17 protein-coding genes are annotated in these 22,976 nt (G+C 72.0%); 8 read left to right on the plus strand and 9 right to left on the minus strand.

Translation table 11 applies throughout. The features are described 5' to 3' along the window. Positions 1–514 precede the first annotated feature (514 nt). Complete coding sequence (locus HCC30_RS03745; RefSeq protein ID WP_206323361.1) at positions 515–1,801, plus strand: acyltransferase family protein; 1,287 nt, start codon at positions 515–517, stop codon at positions 1,799–1,801. Between the two features lie 102 nt (positions 1,802–1,903). Here the strand turns inward: HCC30_RS03745 and HCC30_RS03750 are convergent, their stop codons facing one another. The 4 genes from HCC30_RS03750 to HCC30_RS03765 form a co-directional block, all read right to left on the minus strand. Continuing rightward, positions 1,904–3,061: a PP2C family protein-serine/threonine phosphatase gene (locus HCC30_RS03750; RefSeq protein WP_169440561.1), complete on the minus strand. Its 1,158-nt coding sequence runs from the start codon at positions 3,059–3,061 to the stop codon at positions 1,904–1,906. A 278-nt stretch (positions 3,062–3,339) separates the two neighbouring features. Beyond that, positions 3,340–4,191: a DNA glycosylase gene (locus tag HCC30_RS03755; protein ID WP_169440562.1), complete on the minus strand. Its 852-nt coding sequence runs from the start codon at positions 4,189–4,191 to the stop codon at positions 3,340–3,342. Further along, positions 4,191–4,679 (minus strand): ribose-5-phosphate isomerase, encoded by a 489-nt coding sequence (locus HCC30_RS03760; RefSeq protein WP_169440563.1) that lies wholly within the window; start codon positions 4,677–4,679, stop codon positions 4,191–4,193. The genes HCC30_RS03755 and HCC30_RS03760 overlap by 1 nt, the downstream gene beginning before the upstream one ends. Before the next feature lie 92 nt (positions 4,680–4,771). Next, positions 4,772–5,380, minus strand: a complete 609-nt coding sequence (locus tag HCC30_RS03765) for a biotin transporter BioY (RefSeq protein ID WP_169440564.1) — start codon at positions 5,378–5,380, stop codon at positions 4,772–4,774. A gap of 356 nt (positions 5,381–5,736) precedes the next feature. On the opposite strand from HCC30_RS03765, the gene HCC30_RS03770 reads away from it, so the two are divergent. Together HCC30_RS03770 and HCC30_RS03775 are read left to right on the plus strand one after the other, a co-directional pair. Then, entirely contained in the window at positions 5,737–7,293 is a 1,557-nt protein-coding gene (locus HCC30_RS03770) for an amino acid permease (RefSeq protein ID WP_206323362.1), read from the plus strand. Between the two features lie 122 nt (positions 7,294–7,415). After that, positions 7,416–8,057 (plus strand): superoxide dismutase, encoded by a 642-nt coding sequence (locus HCC30_RS03775; RefSeq protein ID WP_169440566.1) that lies wholly within the window; start codon positions 7,416–7,418, stop codon positions 8,055–8,057. A 127-nt stretch (positions 8,058–8,184) separates the two neighbouring features. Here the strand turns inward: HCC30_RS03775 and HCC30_RS03780 are convergent, their stop codons facing one another. Further along, a complete protein-coding gene (locus HCC30_RS03780; RefSeq protein ID WP_169441359.1) occupies positions 8,185–8,814 on the minus strand; it encodes a DsbA family protein in 630 nt (209 codons plus the stop codon). A gap of 223 nt (positions 8,815–9,037) precedes the next feature. Here HCC30_RS03780 and pepN (HCC30_RS03785) point away from each other — a divergent pair, with 223 nt between their 5' ends. Then, the gene (gene pepN / locus HCC30_RS03785; protein WP_169440567.1) at positions 9,038–11,671 is read left to right on the plus strand and encodes an aminopeptidase N; all 2,634 of its coding nucleotides are present in this window, start codon (positions 9,038–9,040) and stop codon (positions 11,669–11,671) included. A gap of 64 nt (positions 11,672–11,735) precedes the next feature. Here the strand turns inward: pepN (HCC30_RS03785) and HCC30_RS03790 are convergent, their stop codons facing one another. Then, positions 11,736–12,731, minus strand: a complete 996-nt coding sequence (locus HCC30_RS03790; RefSeq protein WP_169440568.1) for a LysR family transcriptional regulator — start codon at positions 12,729–12,731, stop codon at positions 11,736–11,738. A 232-nt stretch (positions 12,732–12,963) separates the two neighbouring features. On the opposite strand from HCC30_RS03790, the gene snpA reads away from it, so the two are divergent. Beyond that, entirely contained in the window at positions 12,964–13,680 is a 717-nt protein-coding gene (snpA, locus tag HCC30_RS03795; protein WP_169440569.1) for a snapalysin, read from the plus strand. Positions 13,681–13,813: 133 nt separating this feature from the next. Here snpA and pepN (HCC30_RS03800) read toward each other — a convergent pair whose 3' ends face one another. Then, positions 13,814–16,402 carry an aminopeptidase N gene (gene pepN / locus HCC30_RS03800; RefSeq protein ID WP_169440570.1) on the minus strand — a complete coding sequence of 863 codons (2,589 nt, stop codon included), beginning with the start codon at positions 16,400–16,402 and terminating at the stop codon, positions 13,814–13,816. A gap of 268 nt (positions 16,403–16,670) precedes the next feature. Between pepN (HCC30_RS03800) and HCC30_RS03805 the strand changes: the two genes are divergently transcribed. Next, a complete protein-coding gene (locus HCC30_RS03805) occupies positions 16,671–18,371 on the plus strand; it encodes a TIGR03767 family metallophosphoesterase (RefSeq protein ID WP_169440571.1) in 1,701 nt (566 codons plus the stop codon). 3 nt (positions 18,372–18,374) lie between these two features. On the opposite strand, the gene HCC30_RS03810 is transcribed toward HCC30_RS03805, so the two are convergent. After that, positions 18,375–19,274 (minus strand): LysR family transcriptional regulator, encoded by a 900-nt coding sequence (locus tag HCC30_RS03810; RefSeq protein WP_169440572.1) that lies wholly within the window; start codon positions 19,272–19,274, stop codon positions 18,375–18,377. 91 nt (positions 19,275–19,365) lie between these two features. Between HCC30_RS03810 and HCC30_RS03815 the strand changes: the two genes are divergently transcribed. Together HCC30_RS03815 and HCC30_RS03820 are read left to right on the plus strand one after the other, a co-directional pair. Next, positions 19,366–20,475: a DMT family transporter gene (locus HCC30_RS03815; RefSeq protein ID WP_169440573.1), complete on the plus strand. Its 1,110-nt coding sequence runs from the start codon at positions 19,366–19,368 to the stop codon at positions 20,473–20,475. A gap of 59 nt (positions 20,476–20,534) precedes the next feature. Next, positions 20,535–21,692: a serine hydrolase domain-containing protein gene (locus tag HCC30_RS03820; protein WP_169440574.1), complete on the plus strand. Its 1,158-nt coding sequence runs from the start codon at positions 20,535–20,537 to the stop codon at positions 21,690–21,692. 135 nt (positions 21,693–21,827) lie between these two features. Here the strand turns inward: HCC30_RS03820 and HCC30_RS03825 are convergent, their stop codons facing one another. Continuing rightward, positions 21,828–22,895, minus strand: a complete 1,068-nt coding sequence (locus tag HCC30_RS03825) for a hypothetical protein (protein WP_169440575.1) — start codon at positions 22,893–22,895, stop codon at positions 21,828–21,830. Between the last annotated feature and the right edge of the window lie 81 nt (positions 22,896–22,976).

The following is a 22,976-nucleotide window of genomic DNA, read 5'->3' on the forward strand; positions in this document are numbered from 1 at the left end:
GTGACTCTTTGTCGACCCGTGGCCGGGCAGCCCCGCGGACGGGGCCGGTCACTGGTCGTTGCGGTTCTTGCCCCAGCGCGGCACGGCGTACACACGGCGCGCGCACCCGCGAGCACGCCCCCGCACCCGCCACGGACCGGGATCACCGGCGTACGCAGCGCATACGCGGCCCGTCACGGGGCGGGAAAATCCTGGGAAGAAGCGGGGGAAAGCGAGGAGATCACGGGGACGGGGCGGTGAACCCCGGCGCGGGGCACGGTGATTGTGGAGTAGGACACACTCGCGGCGGCGCGGCCCGAGAGGCCCGGAGGGACGGGGCGCAAGGGGGCAGAACCCTCAACTCGCCCGTATCCGGACGACTTACGGCTCCCCGGACAACGTTCCGAGCTGCGAGGAAACCCGTCGTGGCTGTTCAAGACCCCTTTCGAGGGTGACGAAATGACCCGGCGGGAAGTTGTCGAGGAACCGTGACAAGAATTTACGGGCAACAGGTGTGAGGGCTATCGTGCGGCAGATGTTGCACGCCGGTAATGAGCGCAACCCGCTTCCCCCCGCCCGCCCGGAGAAGGCCCGGGCGGCGCGTCACGCGTCGCCGAAGGGCTCCTCCGCGCCGGAGAAGGGAAAGCCCGCGGGCAAGCAGCGTGATCCTTTTCTGGACAACGCCAAGTACCTCACGATCCTGCTCGTGGCCGTCGGTCACGCCTGGGACCCGCTGCGCGACGACAGCCGCACGGCCGGCGCCCTCTACTTCGTGCTGTACACGTTCCACATGCCGGCGTTCATCATCATCTCCGGCTATCTGTCCAGAAGTTTCCAGGGCAAACCCAAACAGATCCAGCGGCTGATCACCGGGGTCGCGGTTCCGTATGTGATCTTCCAGGTCGTCTACACCTTTTTCATGCGGTGGGCGACGGACAACCCGGACCGCGAGTTCCACCTGCAGGAGCCCGGCTTCGCGCTGTGGTTCCTGATCGCGCTCTTCCTGTGGCGGCTGACGACGCCCATCTGGAAGAACCTGCGCTGGCCGCTGCCCGTCGCGCTCGCCATCGGTGCCGCCGCGAGCGTCACGCCGACGGTCTCGGGCGACCTGAACCTGATGCGGGTGCTGCAGTTCCTGCCGTTCTTCGTGCTGGGGCTCCAACTGCGGCCCGAGCACTTCGAGATGGTGAAGCGGAAGGGGATGCGTCCGGTCACCGCGGCCGCCGCCCTGGTCGCGCTGGTCTTCGCGTACTGGGCGGTGCCCCGGATGTCGAAGGGCTGGTTCCTGCACGACAAGGCCGCGCAGGACCTGGGCGTCCCCGCCTGGGTGGGGCTCGTGATGTACCTGGCCGTCTTCGGCTGCGGCCTGGTGATGACGGTGTGCTTCCTGGCCTGGGTGCCGCGTCGCCACATGTGGTTCACGGCGCTGGGCGCCGGGACGCTGTACGCGTACCTGCTGCACATCTACCCGATCAAGATCTCCCGCGAGTTCGACTGGTACGACATGGCCTGGGTGGATCATCCGCTCAGCCGGGTCGCCATCACCGTGCTCGCCGCCGTGATGATGACGCTGCTGTGCACCGCGCCCGTGCGCAAGGTCTTCCGCTTCGCGATGGAGCCGGAGATGAAGTGGTTCTTCCGGCCCGATCCGGCGGCGGAGGCGCGCAAGCGCGAGCAGTCGGCGCCCGGCGGTCAGGCAGGTTCCGGCGAGGGCGCGGCCGTCGCGTCCGGAGCCGGGGCCCAGGGCGCGGACGCCGGTTCGCAGAGCGGGCAGGCGGGTTCCGCGCAGTCCGAGCACGCGCAGCAGTCCCGCGTGGTGTGAGGCACGGCGTGTGACACCGGCCCGGTGACGTGCGGGGCCCGCGGGACTTCGGTCCCGCGGGCCCTTCGTCCGTTCACGGGGCCCGGCCGTGCCGTGGCCGGGTCAGTCGCGGCGGAGGAGGAGCAGGGCGCGGTCGTCGTTGACGTCACGGGCCACGGACTCGATCAGGTGCCAGGCGGCGCCGTGGAAGCCGGGGGCGACGTACCGGTCGGCGGCGCCGGTGAGGCGGTCCATGCCGTCGGAGAGCTCGCGTTCGGCGGTCTCGACGAGTCCGTCGGTGAAGAGCATCAGGACGTCGCCGTTCCGCAGGGTGCCCTTGACCGGGTCGAACTGGGCGCCGTCGTAGACGCCGAGCAGCGGCCCGTCCCCCGCCTTCTCCTCCCAGGTGCCGGTTCCGGCGGTGCGGTGCAGGGCCGGGACGTGTCCGGCGGAGAACAGTTCGTAGTCGCCGCTGTCCAGGTCGAGGACGAGGTGGACGGAGGTGGCGAAGCCCTCCTGCCAGTCCTGCCGCAGCAGGTAGCCGTTGGCGGCGGGCAGGAAGGCGTGCGGCGGCAGGGAGCCCAGGAGGCCGCCGAAGGCGCCGGAGAGCAGCAGCGCGCGGGAGCCGGCGTCCATGCCCTTGCCGGAGACGTCGGTGAGGACGAGTTCGAGGATGCGGTTGCCCGGGCCGGTACGCGCGGCGACCACGAAGTCCCCGGAGAAGGACTGCCCGCCCGCCGGGCGGAGCGCCATCTCGCGGTGCCAGCCGGGCGGCAGCTTGGGCAGCTTGCTCTGCACCCGGATGCGCTCGCGCAGGTCGAAGAGCATGGTGCCGCCGCGCCGCCAGGGCACCCCGACCCGGCTGCGGAACTGCGCGACGAGCAGCCCCGAGAGCCCGGCCGCGGCGACCACCAGGACGGTGCCGGGCGTGACCCGGCCCGCGCCGTCCTCGAAGGGGCCGAGCACCGAGGACTCGACGACGAGGGCGACGGCGCCCGCCGCGTACAGCGCGATCAGGTTGGACGGGCGCAGCAGCAGACCGCCCGCGATGATGGGCAGCACGAGGGCCTCGGGGGCGCTCCACAGCGGGAGTTGGACGGTTGCCGCGGTGAGCAGGACGATCGCCAGGAGCAGCGTGACGAAGGCGAACCAGTCGGACGTGCCGCCCCTGAAGTAGTCGACGGCGGACCGGCGCATGCTGGTGCGGGCCCGGTGCAGAGCCTTGCGCGTCCGCTGCCACCGGGCCGCCAGGGGTGAGAAGCCCGGACGACGTGCCGCCATGCCCCGGGACCTTATCCACACCCCCTGCGGCACGTCGATTCCCGGCGCCGTCCGTGCCCGGCGCACACCGTGCGCGGATACCTGCGCGGAGGCGGCGTCGGCCCTCTCGGGGCGGTGCGGGCGGCGGGCGCGCGCGTGGCGGCGCCCCCTCGCCGTCCGAAGTGACCGCGGCGGTCCGGGCGTTGCCGGTCCGGCACCGCGGGCGTCCGCTCAACTCACCCGCGGTACGCGGGAGATGGGCACCGGGCCGGCCCGGGCCGCGGCGGCGGATGTGCTGGTCAGCGGCGTTGGCAGCCCGGGCACCAGAAGAGGTTGCGCGCAGCGAGATCGGCGGTGCGGATCTCGCTGCCGCAGATGTGGCAGGGCCGCAGGGCCCTGCGGTAGACGTACACCTCGCCGCCGTGGTCGTCCACCCTCGGTGCGCGTCCCATGGCCTCCGGCAGGTGTGCGGGGCGCACGGTGTCGATGCGGTTGTTCCGTACGCCCTCGCGCATCAATCCGACGAGGTCGTCCCAGACGGCTTCCCATTCGCGCCGGGTGAGGTCGCGGCCGGCGCGGTACGGGTCGATGCCCTGACGGAAGAGGACCTCGGCCCGGTAGACGTTCCCGACGCCCGCGATGACCTTCTGGTCCATCAGCAGCGCGGCGACGGTCGTCCTGCTGCGGGATATCCGCGCCCAGGCGACATCGGGGTCGGTGCCGGGGCCGTCGACGGCCGGTTCGCTGCCGGAGTAGGTGTGCACGGCGCGGAGCGGGTCGGGGCCGAGGCGGTCGTGGACGGCCTGCTTCTCCTCGTCGGTGACGAGGGCGCAGCGGGTGGGCCCGCGCAGGTCCGCGTAGTCCTCCTCGGTCGCCAGCCGCAGCCGGACCTGGCCGACGGGGGCCGGTGCGGGGCCGGTGCCGAAGCCGAACTTGCCGTACAGGCCGAGGTGGACGTGCACCCAGCCGACGGGTTCGAAGCCGAGGAAGAGGTGCTTGCCGTGGGCGTCGGAGCCCGTCATCACCTGTCCGTCGAGGAGCGCGGCGCCGTCGGCGAACTTGCCCTGCGGGCTGGCGGCAAAGACGGACCGGCCGCCGAACACGCGCTCGTGATCGGCGGCCAGCCGGTGGATCGTGTGCCCTTCGGGCATCAGTCCTGCTGCGGGTGGTGGGCCGGAACGGCGGGCAGCTTCCCGCTGGTCTCGTAGTCCGCGAGCATCTCGATGCGGCGGGTGTGGCGCTCGCCCTCGGAGTACGGCGTCTTCAGGAAGGTCTCGACGAACTTCACCGCCTCGTCGGTGGTGTGCATCCGCGCACCGATGCTCACGAGGTTGGCGTTGTTGTGCTCGCGGCCGAGCGCCGCCGTCTCCTCGCTCCAGGCGAGGGCGCAGCGGGCGCCCTTCACCTTGTTCGCGGCGATCTGCTCGCCGTTGCCGGAGCCGCCGATGACGATGCCGAGGGCCTCGCCGTCCGCGACGGTGCGCTCGGCGGCGCGCAGGCAGAAGGGCGGGTAGTCGTCGTCGGCGTCGTAGATGTGCGGGCCGCAGTCGACGGGCTCGTGCCCGGCGGACTTCAGCCAGTCGACGAGGTGGTTCTTGAGTTCATATCCGGCATGATCGGAGCCGAGGTACACGCGCATGGGGCGAGTCTATGACGCCCGCCGCCCGGCCTCGCCGCCCCCTCGCGCCACCGCGGCGGCAGGGCGCGAGCGGGGCGCGGCGAGGGGGAACGTCAGCCGCGGCGGCCGACGAGCTTCCACGCGGTGGGCAGCGCACCCATGGCGAGCGCGGCCTTGAGCGCGTCACCGATGAGGAACGGCACGAGCCCGGCGGCGAGGGACTCGCCCAGCGACATGCCCGTGGCGAAGGCCAGGTAGGGGACGCCGACGGCGTAGATGGCGGCCGTGCCGAGCGCCATCGTCCCGGCGGTGCGCAGCACGCCCCGGTCGCCGCCGCGGCGGGCGAGGGCGCCGACCATGGTGGCGGCGATCAGCATGCCGAGGACGTAGCCGAACGAGGGGGCGCCCATGCCGGACTGGGCCTCGGCGAACCAGGGCATCCCGGCGACGCCGGCGAGCGCGTACAGCGCCAGGGCGAGGAACCCGCGGCCCGCGCCGAGACCGGCGCCGACGAGCAGCGCGGCGAAGGTCTGGCCGGTGACGGGCACCGGGGAGCCGGGGACGGGCAGGGCTATCTGCGCGGCGATGCCGGTGATCGCGGCACCGCCGACGACGAAGGCCGCGTCACGGGTGCGGGCGCGCGCGGCGGACGCGGCGGGGAAGAGGTCGGCGAGCACGGCGCCGGGGCGCAGTGCGGTCGCGGTGGGGGTGAGGGCGCTCATCGAGGTGACTCCCTGTATGTCGTCGGTGCGCGGACTGTTCGACGCTAGCCGACGGGGGCCCGTATGACGGCGTGAGCTTGGTGACAAAGCGGAGCGGCAAAACTTGTTCCGGTGCGCTGCGGGCCCGGAAACGGGGGCGGCCCGGAATCGGCGGCAATGCGCGGGGGTTTTCCCTGGACCCCCGGCGGCATCGCGGATACATTCCGCCCGTATCATCCGGCTACGACCCGTGAGGTCCCGTCCGGATGCCGGAACGTTATGCACGGCTATTGAAGTGCCGCGAGAGGCTGCCGACACTGATCCGTGCGGAACACGGACCAGTTTCTCTTCCCCTCAATCCCCAGGAACGGCCATACATGTCGCGCACCGCGCTTTCCGACGCGCCGCCTCCTCAGGGTCCGCAGAACTCTGCGGGCGCCGATCCGGCGAAACCTTCCCTCTCTCACGGCCTCAAGCAGCGCCACCTTTCGATGATCGCCCTGGGCGGCGTCATCGGCGCCGGCCTCTTCGTCGGCTCGGGCGCGGGCATCGCGGCCGCCGGTCCGTCGATCGTCATCGCCTATGCCGCATCGGGTGCGCTTGTCATGCTCGTGATGCGCATGCTCGGCGAGATGTCCGCGGCGCACCCGGCCTCCGGTTCCTTCTCCGTGCACGCCCAGCGCGCGCTCGGGCCGTGGGCCGGATTCACCTCGGGGTGGATCTACTGGACGCTGCTGTGCGTGGCCATCGCGACGGAGGCGACGGCGGCGGCCGACATCATGACGGGCTGGCTTCCCGGCACCGAATCATGGATGTGGGTCGCGCTGTTCATGGCCCTCTTCTGCGGGACGAACCTGGTAGCCGTGCGGAACTTCGGTGAGGCCGAATTCTGGTTCGCCGCACTGAAGATCTTCGCGATCACGGCGTTCCTGCTGCTGGGCGTCTTCACGGTGATAGGGGTCGTGCCGGGTGTCGAGGCGCCGGGCGCCAGCAATCTCACCGGCGAGGGCGGATTCTTCCCGAACGGCGCCAACGGTCTCGTGGTCGGCCTGCTCGCCTCGGTCTTCGCGTACGGCGGCCTGGAGACGGTGACGATCGCGGCGGCCGAGTCGGAGAACCCGGTGCGGGGTGTGGCCAAGGCCGTGCGTACCGCGGTGTGGCGTATCGCGATCTTCTACGTCGGTTCGATGCTGGTGATCGTCACGCTGATCCCGTGGGACGACAAGTCGGTGCTCGCGGGCCCCTACGCCGCGGTGCTCGACTACGTGGGCATTCCGGCCGCCGCGCAGCTGATGAACATCGTGGTGCTGGTGGCCCTGCTGTCCGCGATGAACGCGAACATCTACGGCGCCTCCCGGATGTCCTTCTCGCTGATCGACCGCGGCGAGGGTCCTGCCTTCCTCGGCAAGGTCAGCCGGGGCGGGGTTCCGCGGCGTGCGGTGATCGCCTCCTCGGTGATCGGTTTCGTCGCGGTGCTCTTCAACTACTGGTGGCCGGACACGGTGTTCCTGTGGCTGCTGAACATGGTCGGCGCCGCGACGCTCGTGGTCTGGGGCTTCATCGCCGTCTCGCAGCTGATCACGCGCCGCCGGCTGGAGCGTGAGGCGCCGGAGAAGCTCGTCGTGAAGATGTGGGGCTTCCCGTGGCTGACCTGCGTGGCGATCGTCGGCATCGTCGCGGTGCTCGGGCTGATGCTGCGCGAGGGGGACACCAGGACCCAGCTGGCCTTCACCGCGGGGCTCACCGTCGTCCTCGCCGTCGTCGGGCTGCTGCGCCAGAAGCTGCGCGCCCGCTCCGCCGAGGGCGCGGCCCCGGCGGGCGAGGCCGCCGTCCCGGCGACGGGCGTCGCCCTCGCCAAGGAGGACGCCCCCGCCGAGGACGGCGGCAGCGGTGCCGGTGACAGCGACAACAGCGCGGGCGGCAGCGGGAACTGACCCGGCGAAACCCCCGACGACCTGCGGAGCGGCCCCTGATGGAGGGGTCGCTCCGCAGTCGTATGCGCTCTTGCTGCTAACTTCTTCTTGCAAGTAATGTGCAATAGCGGAGGGGACCGCATATGGCTACCTATTCACTTCCGGATCTGCCGTACGACTACTCCGCGCTGGAGCCGGTCATCAGCGGCGAGATCATCGAGCTGCACCATGACAAGCACCACGCCGCGTACGTGAAGGGCGCCAACGACACGCTGGAGCAGCTAGCGGAGGCGCGTGACAAGGACCAGTGGGGCAACATCAACGGCCTCGAGAAGAACCTGGCCTTCCACCTCTCCGGGCACATCCTGCACTCCATCTACTGGCAGAACATGACCGGTGACGGTGGCGGGGAGCCGCTGGAGAAGGACGGCACCGGCGAGCTGGCGGACGCGATCCACGAGTCCTTCGGCTCGTTCGCGAAGTTCAAGGCCCAGCTCAGCAAGGCCAGCGCCACGACGCAGGGTTCGGGCTGGGGCGTCCTCGCGTACGAGCCGGTCACCGGCCGCCTCATCGTCGAGCAGGTCTACGACCACCAGGGCAACGTCGGCCAGGGCTCCGTCCCGATCCTGGTGTTCGACGCCTGGGAGCACGCCTTCTACCTGCAGTACCGCAACCAGAAGGTGGACTTCGTCGAGGCGATGTGGCGCGTCGTCAACTGGCAGGACGTGGCCCGGCGTTACACCGCCGCCAAGGAGCGCGCGAACAACCTGCTGCTGGCGCCCTGACGCCGGTACGCCGGAGAACCCCCTGTCCTCGTGATCGTCTTCTCACCGCTCACAGGGCAGGCGGCGCACAGAGGGAGGGCCCCCGTACGGACGTGACGTACGGGGGCCCTCCTGCCGTGCGCGGGGCTCAGTCGAAGACGGGGTCGGTGTCGCGGGTGCGCTTGATCTCGAAGAAGCCGGGGGTCGAGGCCACCAGCAGGGTGCCGTCCCACAGCCGTCCGGCCGCCTCGCCCTTCGGGGCCGGGGTGACGACGGGGCCGAAGAAGCCCAGCCGTTCGCCGTCCGCGCCGGGGACCGCGATGACCGGGGTGCCGACGTCCTGGCCGACGAGGTCGATGCCCTCCTTGTGCGAGGCCCGCAGCACCTCGTCGTACTCGGTGGAGTCGGCCGCGTCCGCGAGCTCGGCCGGGAGGCCGGCCTCCTCCAGGGCGCTGACGTACAGTTCGCGGCTCTGTTCCTCGCCGCGCGGGTGGAAGCGGGTGCCCAGCGCCGTGTAGAGCGGGCCGAGGACCTTGTTGCCGTACTTCTGCTCGGCGGCGACGCAGACCCGCACCGGGCCCCATGCCTGCGTGAGCAGTTCGCGGTACTCGTCGGGGAGTTCGTCCAGCTTGTTCTCGTTGAGGACGGCCAGGCTCATCACGTGCCAGCGGACCTCCACGTCACGGACCTTCTCCGCCTCCAGCATCCAGCGCGACGTCAGCCACGCCCACGGGCAGCGCGGGTCGAACCAGAAATCGGCGGGGGTCTTCTCGGGCATGGCCATGAACTCCTCGTGCGGAATGGACATACGGGATGGTGCGGCACCGGCGTGTGACGCGTACGGACGGTACCGACGCAACGGGAACGCGGGGCGGCCCGCCGCCATTCCCGCGCCGGGCCGCCCCATCCCGGCGTCCGGGCCGGTGTGTGCCGCGGGTGCACCACTACCGCATGCGATGCTGATCCGGACTGTTCGACATGCGAGACGAGGGAGTCACGTAGTGCCCGGAGAGAACCTGACCCGTGACGAGGCGCGGCAGCGGGCCCGGCTGGTGTCCGTCGACGGGTACGAGGTGGCGCTGGATCTGCGCTCAGCCACCGCTCCCCCGCCGAACGGCGGCCCCCGCACGTTCCGTTCGACGACGACGATCCGCTTCCGCTGCGCCGAGCCCGGCGCGGACACCTTCGTCGACCTGGTCGCGCCCTCCGTCCACTCGGTGACGCTCAACGGCCGCTCGCTGAACGCCGACACCGCCTTCGACGGCGCGCGGATCGCGCTGGGCGGGCTGGCCGCCGAGAACGAGCTGACCGTCGACGCGTCCTGCGCCTACAGCCGCACCGGCGAGGGGCTGCACCACTTCGTCGACCCCGAGGACGGCGAGGTCTACCTCTACACCCAGTACGAGCCGGCCGACGCGCGCCGCGTCTTCGCCAACTTCGAACAGCCGGACCTGAAGGCCCCGTTCGACTTCACCGTCACCGCGCCCGCCGGCTGGACGGTGCTGAGCAACGGCGCGGCGCTGGGCGAGCCCCGCCCGCTGGACGACGGGGCGGCGGCGCTGCACCGCTTCGCGCGGACGCGGCCGGTCTCCACGTACATCACCGCCGTCGTCGCCGGTCCGTACCACTACGTCACGGACACCTACAAGCGGAAGCTGCCGGGCGGCGACAAGCTGGAGGTGCCGCTGGGGGCGCTGTGCCGCAAGGGGCTGGCCAAGCACTTCGACGCGGACGACATCTTCACCGTCACCAAGCAGGGACTGGATTTCTTCCACGACCACTTCGACTTCCCCTACCCCTTCGGGAAGTACGACCAGGCGTTCGTGCCGGAGTACAACATCGGCGCCATGGAGAACCCGGGCTGTGTGACCTTCCGCGAGGAGTTCGTCTTCCGCGGCAAGGTGACGCAGGCGTCGTACGAGGGCCGAGCGAACGTCATCCTGCACGAGATGGCGCACATGTGGTTCGGCGACCTGGTCACCATGGAGTGGTGGGACGACCTGTGGCTCAAGGAGTCCTTCGCCGACTTCATGGGCGCGCTCGCGCTGGTCGAGTCGACGCGCTTCTCGGACGGCTGGATCACCTTCGCCAACCGCCGCAAGGCCTGGGCGTACCGCGCGGACCAGCTCCCCTCCACCCACCCGGTGACGGCCGACATCCGTGACCTGGAGGACGCGAAGCTCAACTTCGACGGCATCACGTACGCGAAGGGCGCCTCCGTCCTCAAGCAGCTGGTGGCCTACGCGGGGCGCGAGGCGTTCATGGAGGGCGCGCGGCGGTACTTCAAGCGGCACGCCTGGGGCAACACCACGCTGCGGGACCTGCTCTCCGTCCTGGAGGAGACCTCCGGGCGGGACATGGGCGAATGGGCCGGGGCGTGGCTGGGCACCGCGGGCGTCAACACCCTCACCCCGCAGGTGACCTACGACGCCGAGGGCCGCGTCACCGAGCTGGCCGTGCTCCAGGAGGCCGGCGGGGAGCAGCCCGTCCTGCGCCCGCACCGCGTCGCCGTGGGCCTGTACCGGCGCGACGCGGACGGCGCCCTGGTGCGCTACGCGCGTGCGGAGACCGACGTCACCGGCGCCCGGTCGACGGTGCCCGAACTGGCGGGCAGCGAACGCCCCGACCTGGTCCTGGTGAACGACGCGGACCTGACGTACTGCAAGGTGCGCTTCGACGAGGTGTCCCTGGCGACGCTCCGGGACCACCTCGGCGAGCTCGCCGACCCCATGGCCCGCGCCCTGTGCTGGTCCGCGATGTGGAACCTGACCCGCGACGGGCTGCTGCCCGGCCGCGACTTCGTCTCCCTGGTGCTGCGCTTCGCTGGCCGTGAGACGGACATCGGCGTGCTCCAGATGCTGCACGCCTGGGTGCGGACCGCCGTCACGCACTACGTGGACCCGTCCTGGCGCGAGGAGGGGCAGCAGGCGCTGGCCGAGGGCGCGGTCAGCGGGCTGCGGCAGGCCGAGCCCGGCAGCGGCCACCAGCTCGCCTGGGCTCGGTTCTTCGCCGGGGTCGCGGTGCGCGAGCACGATCTGCGGCTGCTGCAGGGGCTGTTGGCGGGCAGCGCGCGGATCGACGGTCTGGACATCGACCAGGAGCTGCGCTGGTCCTTCCTGGGCACCCTCGCCGCCGAGGGGGTGGCCGACGAGCAGGTGATCGGCGCCGAACTGGCGCGGGACGACACGGCGTCGGGCAAGCGGCACCAGGTGCGCTGCCTGGCCTCGCGTCCGTCCGCCGCGGTCAAGGACCAGGCGTGGGCCTCTGTCGTGGCCTCGGACAAGCTCTCCAACGCTCTGGTGGAGGCCACCATTTCGGGCTTCGCCCAGCCGGGGCAGCGCGAGCTGACCGCGCCGTACACGGAGCGCTACTTCGCGGCGCTGGAGGAGGTGTGGCGCACCCGCTCCATCGAGATCGCGATGGCGATCGTGCGCGGCCTGTACCCCTCGCTCCAGGACGACCCGGCCACCCTGGACGCCACCGACGCCTGGCTCGCCGCGCACGAGGACGCGGCCCCCGCGCTGCGCCGGCTCGTGCTGGAGTCCCGGGACGACCTGGCGCGGGCGCTGCGCGCCCAGGAGTGCGACGCGGGCGCCACGGGCCTCCGCGCGGCCGACGGCGTACCGCGGATCTGACGGGAAACCGGGTCGCCGCCAAACAGCCTGTGCCGCAGGGGAGTTGGGCAGCGACCCGGTCCGCTCAGGCCACCACGGGCGTGAGCAGCGGTGAGTCGCCGCTGCCGCCCTGGAGCCAGCGGCGGTAGCTCTCGCTGGCGCGGGCGACCTCGGCGTACGCGGACTCCAGGTCGTCGAAGAGCGCGTCCGTGCCTCCGGGTGCCGTGCGGCGCGTCCCCGGTGCCGTCCTGGTGGCGAGCAGCAGCCGTACGGCGAGCGGGTCGCCGCACAGCGGACGGATGACGGTGCCGGGGCGGGCGCGTGCGGTGGGCTGGCAGGCGATGACCACCTCGCCGGAGGCGACCAGGTCGGCGGCGGCCAGATAGTCGCCGAACACCACCCGCGGTTCGATGCCCGCCTCGGCGAACACCCGGCGCAGGCCCGGCCAGTCGCCGTCGACGCTCGGGTCCACCATCCAGCGGGAGTCGGCGAGGTCGGTGAGGCGGGGCGCCGGCTCACCGGCCGCCGGGTGGCCCGAGGGCAGCGCCACGAACTGCGGCTCCCGCTCGACCAGTACGCGCGTCTCCAGCCCCTCCGGCACGGACAGCGGGACGCCCTCGACCTCGTGCACGAAGGCCGCGTCGAGCTGGTTGGCGGCCACCATCCGCAGCAGCGCGTTGGCGGAGACGTCCATGTGGATGGTGGTGTCCGTCTCCGGGAGCCGGTCGTGGATGCGGCGCAGCCAGCCGGGCACCGCGGGCGAGCCGGTGCTGCCGATCCGCAGCCGCTCCCCCGCCGCGCGTCCCGCCGCCTCCTGCGCCTCGCTGACGAGTGCGGCCATCTCGGCGATGATCGGGCGGGCCCGGCTCAGCACCGAGCGCCCTAAGGGGGTGGGGGTGCTGCCGGAGCGTCCGCGGAAGAAGAGCTGGCCCCCTACGCACTGTTCGATGCGGCGGAGCTGCGTCGTCAACGAGGGCTGCGTCATGCCCAGTTGCCGGGCCGCCTTGTGCACACTGCCCGTCTCGGCTATCGCGCACAGCGCACGAAGGTGCCTCACTTCGAGCTCCACGCGTCGGAGCATACGGCGCGTGTCCATGTCACACCAGACGTCTCACGGCCACGGATCGCCCCCGTGGCCGCAGGCCGAACATCTGGCGCACATCGGGTGATGGGGCCGCGCTATCGCCACTTGCCATCATCCCGGGGCCGTGCCGTCTCGCACAGACTCTCCGGCAGCAGAGTACGCCGGTGGCGCCGGCGGGCCGCGTCCTGCCCTGCGGCGGCCGGTGCCACGGACGACAAGGAGACCCCCCATGAGATACCGGAAGACCGCACTCACCGCAGCGCTCGGCTTCGGCCTGGCGGCGAGCCTGGGACTGGGCGCGACGGGCGCCTCGACCGCGGCACCGGCCGGCTCCTCCGGCACCGTCACCGCCGCGCAGGGTGCGGCCGAGTCCGACGCCTCCGGCGTCCAGCGCGCGGGCTACACGGGCGAGAACCAGAAGGGCAACGAGGCGTTCTTCAGGGCCGTCATGAAGCACGCCCTGGAGAAGCAGAAGGCCGAACCCGGCATCCAGCAGGTCACGGTGACCTACGACGCCAGCAAGGCCCCGACGTTCAAGAGCCAGATAGCCAACAGCACCCAGGTGTGGAACTCGGCCGTGAAGAACGTCCAGCTGCAGGAGGGCAGCAACGCGAGCTTCGAGTACCGCGAGGGCGACGACCCGCGCGGCTCGTACGCGCAGACGGACGGGCACGGCAACGGCTTCATCTTCCTGGACTACAAGCAGAACAAGGAGTTCGACTCCAACCGCGTGACCTCGCACGAGACCGGTCACGTGCTCGGCCTGCCGGACAACTACCAGGGCCCCTGCGAGGAGTTGATGTCCGGCGGCGGCCCCGGCCCGTCCTGCACCAACGACAAGCCCAACGCGCAGGAGTCCGCCAAGGTCGACCAGCTGTGGGCCAACGGCCTCGCCCAGTTCTTCTTCGGCCAGGCGGCGTACGGCCAGACGGCATACGCCAAGTAACGGCACCCGCGCAGCAGCGCCACGCGCACCACGCCACACCGCACCTGTCACACCGCACCACCTGCCTCCCCACAGGCGAAGGGCCCCCGGACTCCTCGGAGTCCGGGGGCCCTTCGCCGTCGGGCGGGACGGATCAGCCGGCGGCCGCGTCCGCGCGCTGCGCCTTCAGCGCGCGCTCCACCCCGGCCCGGGACTCGGTCACCAGACGCCGCAGCGCGGGGCTGGGCGAGGCGCCCGCGAGCCACGCGTCCGTCGCGTCCAGGGTGTCCTGCGAGACCTGGAGCGTCGGGTACAGGCCGACGGCGATCTGCTGCGCCATCTCGTGACTGCGCTGCTCCCAGACGTCCTTGACCACGGCGAAGTACTTCTCCGTGTACGGGGCGAGGAGTTCCCGCTGGTCGGTCTGGAGGAAGCCGCCGATGACCGCCTCCTGCACCGCGTTGGGCAGAGTGTCCCGCTCGACGACGGACGCCCACGCCTCGGCCTTCGCCTCGGCGGTCGGCCGGGCGGCGCGGGCCGTCGCGGCGTGCCGCTCGCCCGCCGAGGTGGCGTCGCGCTCCAGCTCCGCGGCGATCTCCTTCTCACCGGCGCGGCCCGTGGCGGCCAGCCGCTGGAGCAGCGCCCAGCGCAGGTCGGTGTCGACGGCGAGGCCCTCGACCGTCTCCGTGCCGTCCAGCAGCCCGGCCAGCAGGCCGAGTTGGGCGTCGGTGCGGGCGACGGCGGCGAAGGCGCGGGCCCAGGCGAGCTGGTGGTCGCTGCCGGGTTCGGCGGCGCGCAGCTGCTCCAGCGCGGCCTCGGCCCAGCGCAGCAGCCCCGCCTCCCGGCTCCCGGGCTCCGCGTACAGCTCCAGTGCGAGCTTCACCTGGCGGTGCAGGGACTGCACGACGCCGATGTCCGACTCCTTGACGATGCCGGAGAGCACCAGGTCCAGGTAGTCGCCGGTGGCGAGTTCCGCGTCCCGGGTCATGTCCCAGGCGGAGGCCCAGGACAGGGCGCGGGGCAGGGACTCGGTGAAGTCGCCCAGGTGCCGGGTGACGGTGGCGAGGGACTCGGCGTCGAGGCGGACCTTCGCGTAGGTGAGGTCGTCGTCGTTGAGCAGGAAGACGGCGGGGCGCTTGCGTCCGGTCAGCGCGGGGACGTCGGTCAGTTCGCCGTCGACGTCGAGCTCCACCCGGTCCGTCCGCACCAGCTTGCCGCCTTCGAGCTCGTACGCGCCGATGGCGATGCGGTGCGGGCGGAGCGTGGGCTCGCCCTTCGCGCCGGCCGGGAGGGCGGGTGCCTCCTGGCGGACGGCGAAGGAGGTGACCGTGCCGGAGGCGTCGGTCTCGATCTCGGGGCGGAGGACGTTGATGCCGGCCGTCTCCAGCCACGCCTTCGACCAGGCGGTCAGGTCGCGGCCCGAGGTCTCCTCCAGGGCGCCGAGCAGGTCGCCGAGGCGGGTGTTGCCCCACTCGTGACGCTTGAAGTAGCGCTGCACGCCGCTGAAGAACTCGTCCATGCCGACGTAGGCCACCAGCTGCTTCAGGACGGAGGCGCCCTTGGCGTAGGTGATGCCGTCGAAGTTGACGAGCACGTCGTCCAGGTCGCGGATGTCCGCCATGATCGGGTGCGTGGAGGGCAGTTGGTCCTGCCGGTACGCCCAGGTCTTCAGCTGGTTGGCGAAGGTCGTCCAGGCGTGCGGCCAGCGGCTGCCGGGGGCGTGCACCTGGCAGGCGATGGAGGTGTAGGTGGCGAACGACTCGTTCAGCCAGAGGTCGTTCCACCACTCCATGGTGACGAGGTCGCCGAACCACATGTGCGCCAGCTCGTGCAGGATCGTCTCGGAGCGGCTCTCGTAGGCGGCGTCCGTGACCTTGCTGCGGAAGACGTACTGGTCGCGGAAGGTGACCGCGCCGGCGTTCTCCATCGCGCCCGCGTTGAACTCGGGCACGAAGAGCTGGTCGTACTTCTCGAAGGGGTACGGGTAGTCGAACTTCTCCTGGAACCAGTCGAAGCCCTGCCGGGTGATCGCGAAGATGGCGTCCGCGTCGAGGAACTCGGCCAGCGAGGGGCGGCAGTAGATGCCCAGCGGCACCGTCCTGCCCTGGCCCTCCCAGCTGCTGTGCACCTCGTGGTACGGGCCGGCGATGAGCGCCGTGATGTAGGTGGAGATGCGCGGGGTGGGCGCGAAGCGCCACACGTTCTTCGCGGCGCCCTCCGGCTCGGGCGTCGGCGAGTTGGAGATGACCTTCCAGCCCTCCGGCGCCGTCACGGTGAACCGGAAGGTGGCCTTCAGGTCGGGCTGTTCGAAGCTGGCGAAGACGCGGCGGGCGTCCGGCACCTCGAACTGGGTGTAGAGGTACGCCTGGTCGTCGACCGGGTCGACGAACCGGTGCAGGCCCTCACCGGTGTTGGTGTACGCGCAGTCGGCGGTCACCCGCAGTTCGTTGCGGCCCGCGACGAGCGACGGCAGGGCGATCCGGGAGTCCTGGAAGACCTGCCCGGGGTCCAGGGACTCGCCGTTGAGGACGGCCTCGTGCACGGTCGGCGCCACGAGGTCGATGAAGGTGCCGGAGGCCCCGGAGAGCGCGTCCCCGTCGACGTCGAAACGGACGGTCGTGACCGACCGGAAGGTGCCTCCCTCCTGCGCCCCGCCGAGGTCGAGCTCGACCTCGTAGGAGTCCACCGTGAGCAGCCGTGCCCGCTCCTGGGCCTCTTCTCGTGTCAGATTCGTGCCAGGCACGTGTGGTCTCCCAACTCTCGCGGGCCTCTGTTCTGTCGTAGTCCCGCCATCCTTCCACGCCCGGCGCCGCGCGGTCCGGGCACCGGGAAGACCGCCGCGACCGGCTTTCCGTGCGTACCGGCGGGCGGGGTGCGGCACGTCGCGGGAGGCCAATGGGCGTACGGCGTTCCCGTGCCGTTCAGCCGCAGGCCATTCCGGCTGCCAAGCATCCACCTGGGCGGGGGCAGGCCCCGCCGCACCGGACGCGTTCGCACTCGGGAGACCGCGTATGTCACGCAGCAGCCGTCTCGCACTCGACCGCCGTACCCTGCTCGCCACCGCAGCCGCGGGCGCGGCCGCCGGGCTCGGTTCGGGCCTCGGCCTCACGGCGGGCACGGCCACGGCGGGCCAGCCCGCGACGGCCCGCGCGGTCCCCGGCGCGCGGCCGCTCGCGCCGCGCGGGACGGCGGCGACGCCGTCGGTGTCCGGCACGACGCTGGAGGCCGTCTCCGCGCCGCGCGGGGACGGTTCGGGCGAGGGCTATCTGCGGCTGGAGCGGGGCGCCGCGTGGCAGCGGGTGGTACGGACCGAGCTGGCCTCCGCCTCCGGCGGGCGGGAGGACAGGCGGACGGCCCTGGCCTCGTTCGTCCAGTTCACCGACCTGCACATCGTGGACGTGCAGCACCCGCTGCGCTACGAGTACCTGCGCACCGAGACCAGCAGCGCCTGGCGCCCGCAGGAGGCCCTGTCGGTGGCCGGCGCGGTGTCCCTGGTCGAGCGGGTGAACGGCCTGAAGGGCGGGCCCGCGACGGGCGCCCCGCTGTCGTTCGTCGTCACCACCGGCGACAACACGGACAACAACAGCCGGGCCGAACTGGAATGGTTCCTCACCGTCATGAGCGGCGGGCGGATCACCCCCAACACCGGGGACCCGCGCCGCTACGAGGGCGTGCAGAACAGTGGCCTGAAGCTGTACTGGCACCCGGACGACACGCTCAGGGACGACGACAAGGCACTGGGCTTCCCCGCACTCGACGGCTTCCTCCAGGCCGCCATCCGCGAGGTGAACAGCCCCGGCCTGACGCTGCCCTGGTACTCCACGGTGGGCAACCACGACCTGCTGCCCGGCGGTTGCTACGCGTCCGGGGACAGCTTCTTCGGGGAGTTCTCGGTGGGCGGCAGGAAGCTGATGGAGCTCGCCTCGGAGAAGGAGGGCGAGCAGCTGTGGAAGACGGTGAAGGAGGGCGGCGACCCGAAGGGTGAGCTGTTCCGGGAGCTGCTGCGCTCCCGGAAACGCGAGATGCGTCCGGTGACGGCCGACGAGAAGCGCGCCCCGTTCACCCGGGAGGAATACCTGCGGGCCCATCTGCGCCCCGAGTTCCGCGGCGCCGGGCCCGTGGGGCACGGCTACACCGAGGAGTCCGTCGCGGAGGACCGGCTGTACTACACCTTCCGGATATCCGAGGACGTCGTCGGCATCAGCCTGGACACCACCCGCCCGGACGGCCACTTCGAGGGCCGGGTCGGCACGGAGCAACTCCGCTGGCTGGAGCGGCAGCTGAGACGGCACGAGGACGGCTACGTCCTGCTCTTCAGCCACCACACCAGCAGCACCACCCCGGAGGGCGGCCCCGAGGTCGTCGACCTGCTGCGGCGCAACCCGCACGTCCTGGCGTGGATCAACGGGCACAGCCACAAGAACGCCATCACCCCGCGCGAGACCTTCTGGGAGATCTCCACCGCCTCGCACATCGACTTCCCGCAGCTGGCCAGGATCGTCGAGGTGACCGACAACAAGGACGGCACCCTGTCGCTGTTCACCAGCCTCGTCGAGTCGGCGGCGCCGCACGGCACGGACTTCGAGGACCTCTCGCAGACGGGACTGGCCGCGCTCTACCGGGAGTTGTCCTTCAACGCCCCCGGCGCGCGGGACACCCTGGCGGGCGAACCGGGCGACCGGAACACCGAACTGCTGCTCCCCAAGCGCTGAGGCTCAGTCCCGCGTCCCCGCCCGTTCCGCCAGTGCCCCGACACAGGCCCGTACGGCGGGGCTCTCCGCCCGGGCGCGCCACACCGCCATCACCTCGCGCCCCAACGACGGTCTGGTGGGCAGGAAACGGACGCCGGGCGGGGCCGGGCGCTGGCCCGCCTCGGGCAGCAGGGCGAGCGTCAGCCCTTCGGCGACCAGGGCCAGCTGGGTCGCGAACTCGCTGACCGTGTAGCGGATTTCGGGCTCGGGACCCTGGGCGCGCATCGCCTGGAGCAGCGCCTCGTACGGTTCCGTGCCGGGTGGGCAGCTGGTCCAGATCTCGTCGCCGAGTGCGGCGAGGTCGAGGGTGCCGCGGTCGGCGAGCGGGTGCCGCTCGCTCAGCGCGACGTGCACCGGCTCGACGGCGAGCGTGCGCAGCGCGAGCCCTTCCGGCAGCCGCACCGGGCGGTTCGTCCAGCTCTCGACGAGCAGCAGGTCGAGGTCGCCGCGGGCCAGTCGCGGGATCATGTCGACGCCCTCGCCGTCGACCAGGGTGGGCGTCAGCCGCGGGTGGGCGGCGGTGAGCGAGGCCAGGACGTCCGGCAGGAGCGCGCGCAGGGCGCTGCCGACGCCGCCGAGCCGCAGCGGGCCGAGGATCTCGTCGTCCAGATCGGCGAGGTCGGCCTCGGCCGCCGCGGCCTGGGCGACGACGCGGGCGGCGTACGCGGCGAGCACCCGGCCCGCGTGGGTGAGCCGGACGGTGCGGCCGTGCGGCTCGAACAGCCGGTGGCCCGACTCCCGTTCCAGCTTGGCGAGTTGCTGCGAGACGCCGGACGGGGTGATGTGCAGGGCCCGCGCGCCGGCGGCCAGGGAGCCGTGGACGGCGACGGCGTCGAGGACGCGGAGTCTCTCCAGGTTGAACACGGGCGCCAGGCCAATCAGTAAGAAGCGCTCAACAGTACCGACAACAAATCGTTGCTTTTGCTTTCTCGTGCACGCAGGCAGAGTGAAGCACATGGGACGGCGGGAGAGCGGCACGCGGGGGAACGGCGGTACGACGGCTCCGGGAGGACGCCTCCCCGGCCTGCGCGCACGGCTGCCGGTACGGCCGGGGCCCGCGCTGCTCGTCGTCCTCGGCTCGGCCTGCACCTCGGCCTCGGGCACGTTCATCAAGCTCTCCCAGGTGAACGCGGGCACGGCCGCGTTCCTCCGCTGCGTGCTGGCGCTGCTCGTCCTCGCGCCCTTCGCAATCGCCGAGTACCGCAGGGCGGGCGGGAGACCGCTGCGGCTCCAACTGCTCGACGTGGGGGCCGGGTTGCTGCTCGGCGTGGACTTCGTCTTCTGGTCGCAGAGCATCCAGGACGTGGGCGCCTCCATCGCCACCGTCCTGCTCAACGTCCAGCTCGTCGTCTTCCCGCTGCTCGCCGTGCTCACCGGGGCGCGGCTGTCCCGGGGATTCTGGGTCACCGCGCCGCTGATGATGGCCGGGGTGGCGCTGGCCAGCGGTGCGCTCGGCAGCCCCGAGCCGGGCAGCGAGCCGGTCTCCGGCGTCGCGTACGGCACCGCGGCCGGAGTGGCCTTCGCGGGCTACCTCTTCCTCACCCGGCTCGGCGGCACCCGGGGCACGGACCGGAAACCGGACGGGACGGGCCGGCCGCACATGTTCCTTCCCGTCTGCATGTCGACGCTCGGCGCCGCGGTGGGTTCCGGCGTACTGGGCGCCGCCTGGACGGGCATCGACCTCAACCCCGGCTGGCCCGCCTGGGGTTGGATCGTCCCGATGGCGCTCTTCGGCCAGGTGCTCGCCTGGCTGCTCATCAACCCCGCGCTCCCGCGCCTCAGTCCGGACACCGGGGCCACCCTGCTGCTCCTCCAGCCGGTGCTCGCCATGGCGATCGGCATCGGCGCACTCGGCGAACGTCCCACGCCCACCCAGTACGCGGGCTGCGTCCTGATCGTGCTGGTGGTCTGGCGGGCGGGACGGCGGGGTGACGAAGGCGACAGCCGTCCGTCGAAAACGGTCACACAGCACAGAGGCGGCCACATCCACCGGTCGCGAAACACCCAATCCGAACCTTCCGGATCATCCGCCGACACCCGCGGCGACGACCGCGCGAACACCTGAGGAAACAGCCCTGACCAGGGCTTTCCCTGGTGATCTTCGAACGGCTAGGGTCACTCGGCATGTTCGTCCGTTCGACTGTCGTGGCCCTGGTGGTGACCGCGACGGTCGCGGCCCTCTCCGTCAGCTCGTCCGCGGCCGCCGACATGGGGCACTCCGCCACCCAGGACGCGATGGACGCCGCCGTGGAGCGGGAACGGCTGCCCGGCGTACTGGGTCAGGCCGAGGACGGCGGCGGCGTGTGGAACGGCGCCTCCGGGGTGGCCGACCGGGAGACGCGGCGTCCCCGGCTCCCCGACGACCGCTTCCGGATAGGGAGTCTGACCAAGCCGTTCCTCGCCGTCGTCCTCCTGCAACTGGAGGCGGAGCGGGTACTGGACCTCGACGCACCGGTCGAGAGCGTGCTGCCGGGGGTCCTGGAGCGGACGGAGGACGGCGGCGCCCCGCCGGTCACCCTGCGGCAGCTCCTCCAGCACACCAGCGGCGTACCGGACTTCGTGGAGGATCCGGAGTTCCAGCACGCCTATTTCAGCCGCGAGTTCCTGCGGAACAGGTTCGATTCGCACCGCCCGTCGGACCTGGTGCGCACCGCCACCCGGCTCCCCGCCGACTTCCCCGCGGGCACCGACTGGGAGTACTCCAACACCAACTACGTCCTGGCCGGAATGGTGGTCGAGGAAGTCACCGGCCGCCCGTACGCGGAGGAGATCGAGCGGCGCGTGCTGCGCCCCCTCCGCCTCGACGGCACCTCGCTCCCGGGCAACTCCCCGCGCGTACGCGGCGATCACGGGCGGTCCTACTCCACGCTGTTCGCGCCCGGCCGCCGTCCCGCCGTCCACGACGTCACCGCGCTCGACCCGTCACTGGCCGGCGCCTCCGGCGAGATGATCTCGACCACCGACGACCTGGTGCGCTTCGTACGTGCGCTGATGACCGGTGAGCTGCTGCCGCCGGAGCAACTGGCCGAGATGAAGCGGACGGTGCCGGCCGACGACGGCAGCCGGTACGGGCTGGGGCTGACCCGGCGCACCCTGTCCTGCGGCACGACCGTGTGGGGCCACGACGGCACCATCCACGGCTCGCGCTCCACCGCCGTCACCACGTCCGACGGCTCCCACACGGCGGCGTTCAACCTCAACGGCGACTGGGCGGGCGACACCCTGGACCTCCTGGAGGCCGAGTTCTGCCCGACGCGCCCGGTCCAGTGGCTCAGCCAGTGAACCGGTCACCCGACGAGCCCCGTCCGGCCGGAGGACGAGTGGCTCATCCACTCGGCCACTCCTCCAACCTGCCGCGCACACGTCACGGCGGCTCAGTGGCTCAGCCACCCGGCCACTCGGCCACCCGGCCACCGCTCAGTACGGCCGGACGACCACGTACTCGGCGGGCGCCCGCTCCACCGCCGCCATCAGCGCGGTACGCACAATCGCGGCCTGCAGCCGCCGGTCCTCCCGCAGCCGCCCCGGCGGGATGTGCACCACGGTGATCCCGAGACGTTCCAGCGCCTCCCGCTTCCGCGCGAGGTCGGGCCAGGGCCCGTTGTCGCCCTGCCCGTGCGCGTCCGCGGCGATCTCCACGGCCACCGCCTCGTCCGGCCAGTAGGCGTCCACCCGGCCCACCGACGGCGCCCCGGGCAGCCGCAGGTCGACGTTCCAGCACGGGTCGGGCAGCCCGTGGCAGAACACCATGTCGTAGAGCAGCCCCTCGGTGACGGCCCGGCTCTCGGCGAGCAGGCTGTCGACGGCGTCCACCATGTGCGGCCGGCCCAGCAGCCGCGCGTTGCTCAACTCCCGCACGACGGGCTGGGCTTCGCAGTGCCCCCCGCGCACGGCCTCGGTCAGCAGCCGGCGCGCCGCGAGCGCGTCCGGCGTACGGGCCACCGCGTCGGCGAGCGCACGCGGCACGGGGGCGACGGGGACGCCGGTGATCTGCTCCGGCTCGGGCAGATCACTCCCCCGCACGATGCGGGCGCACCCGATGGAACGCAGCCGCCTGGTGCGCGGGACGAGAACGTCGATCTCCTCCAGCGCGCGCAGCGGCGGCGCGGCGTCGAACCCGTGCAGCGCGAGCGCCGCCAGCCCCGTGATCATCACCTCGGGCTGGGGCTCGGGCCGGGCCCCGGGCGGCTCGCCGGACCCCGCGGCGTCGGCCGCCTGCGACGGTCCCGGCTGGGTCGGGATGGGGAGGCGCCCGGTGTACTGGAGGGCGGCGTGCAGGCGCTCCTCGCTCGTCGGCGGCCCCGCGTGCAACAGGTAGACCCCTGGCAGCAGCATCTGCCAGGGGCCTCCGGGACGGCAGCGCTCACCGGCCGCGGCGGCGGTGACGCCCAACTCGCGCAGGGCACGGGCCGTGGCGACCCGGCAGCGCGCGCCGCCGGTGAGGTCGCCGGACGAACAGGGAGAGAGCGGGGTGTCGTACGTCATGCTCCGGCGAATCCCCCGTCCGGCCCAACTCCCAATCCTCTGTTACGAGTTCGTCGACAAAGCCGGACAAGCCTGCCCTAA

The organism is Streptomyces sp. HNM0574 (genome assembly GCF_012726235.1).
In the GTDB taxonomy this organism is placed as follows: domain Bacteria; phylum Actinomycetota; class Actinomycetes; order Streptomycetales; family Streptomycetaceae; genus Streptomyces.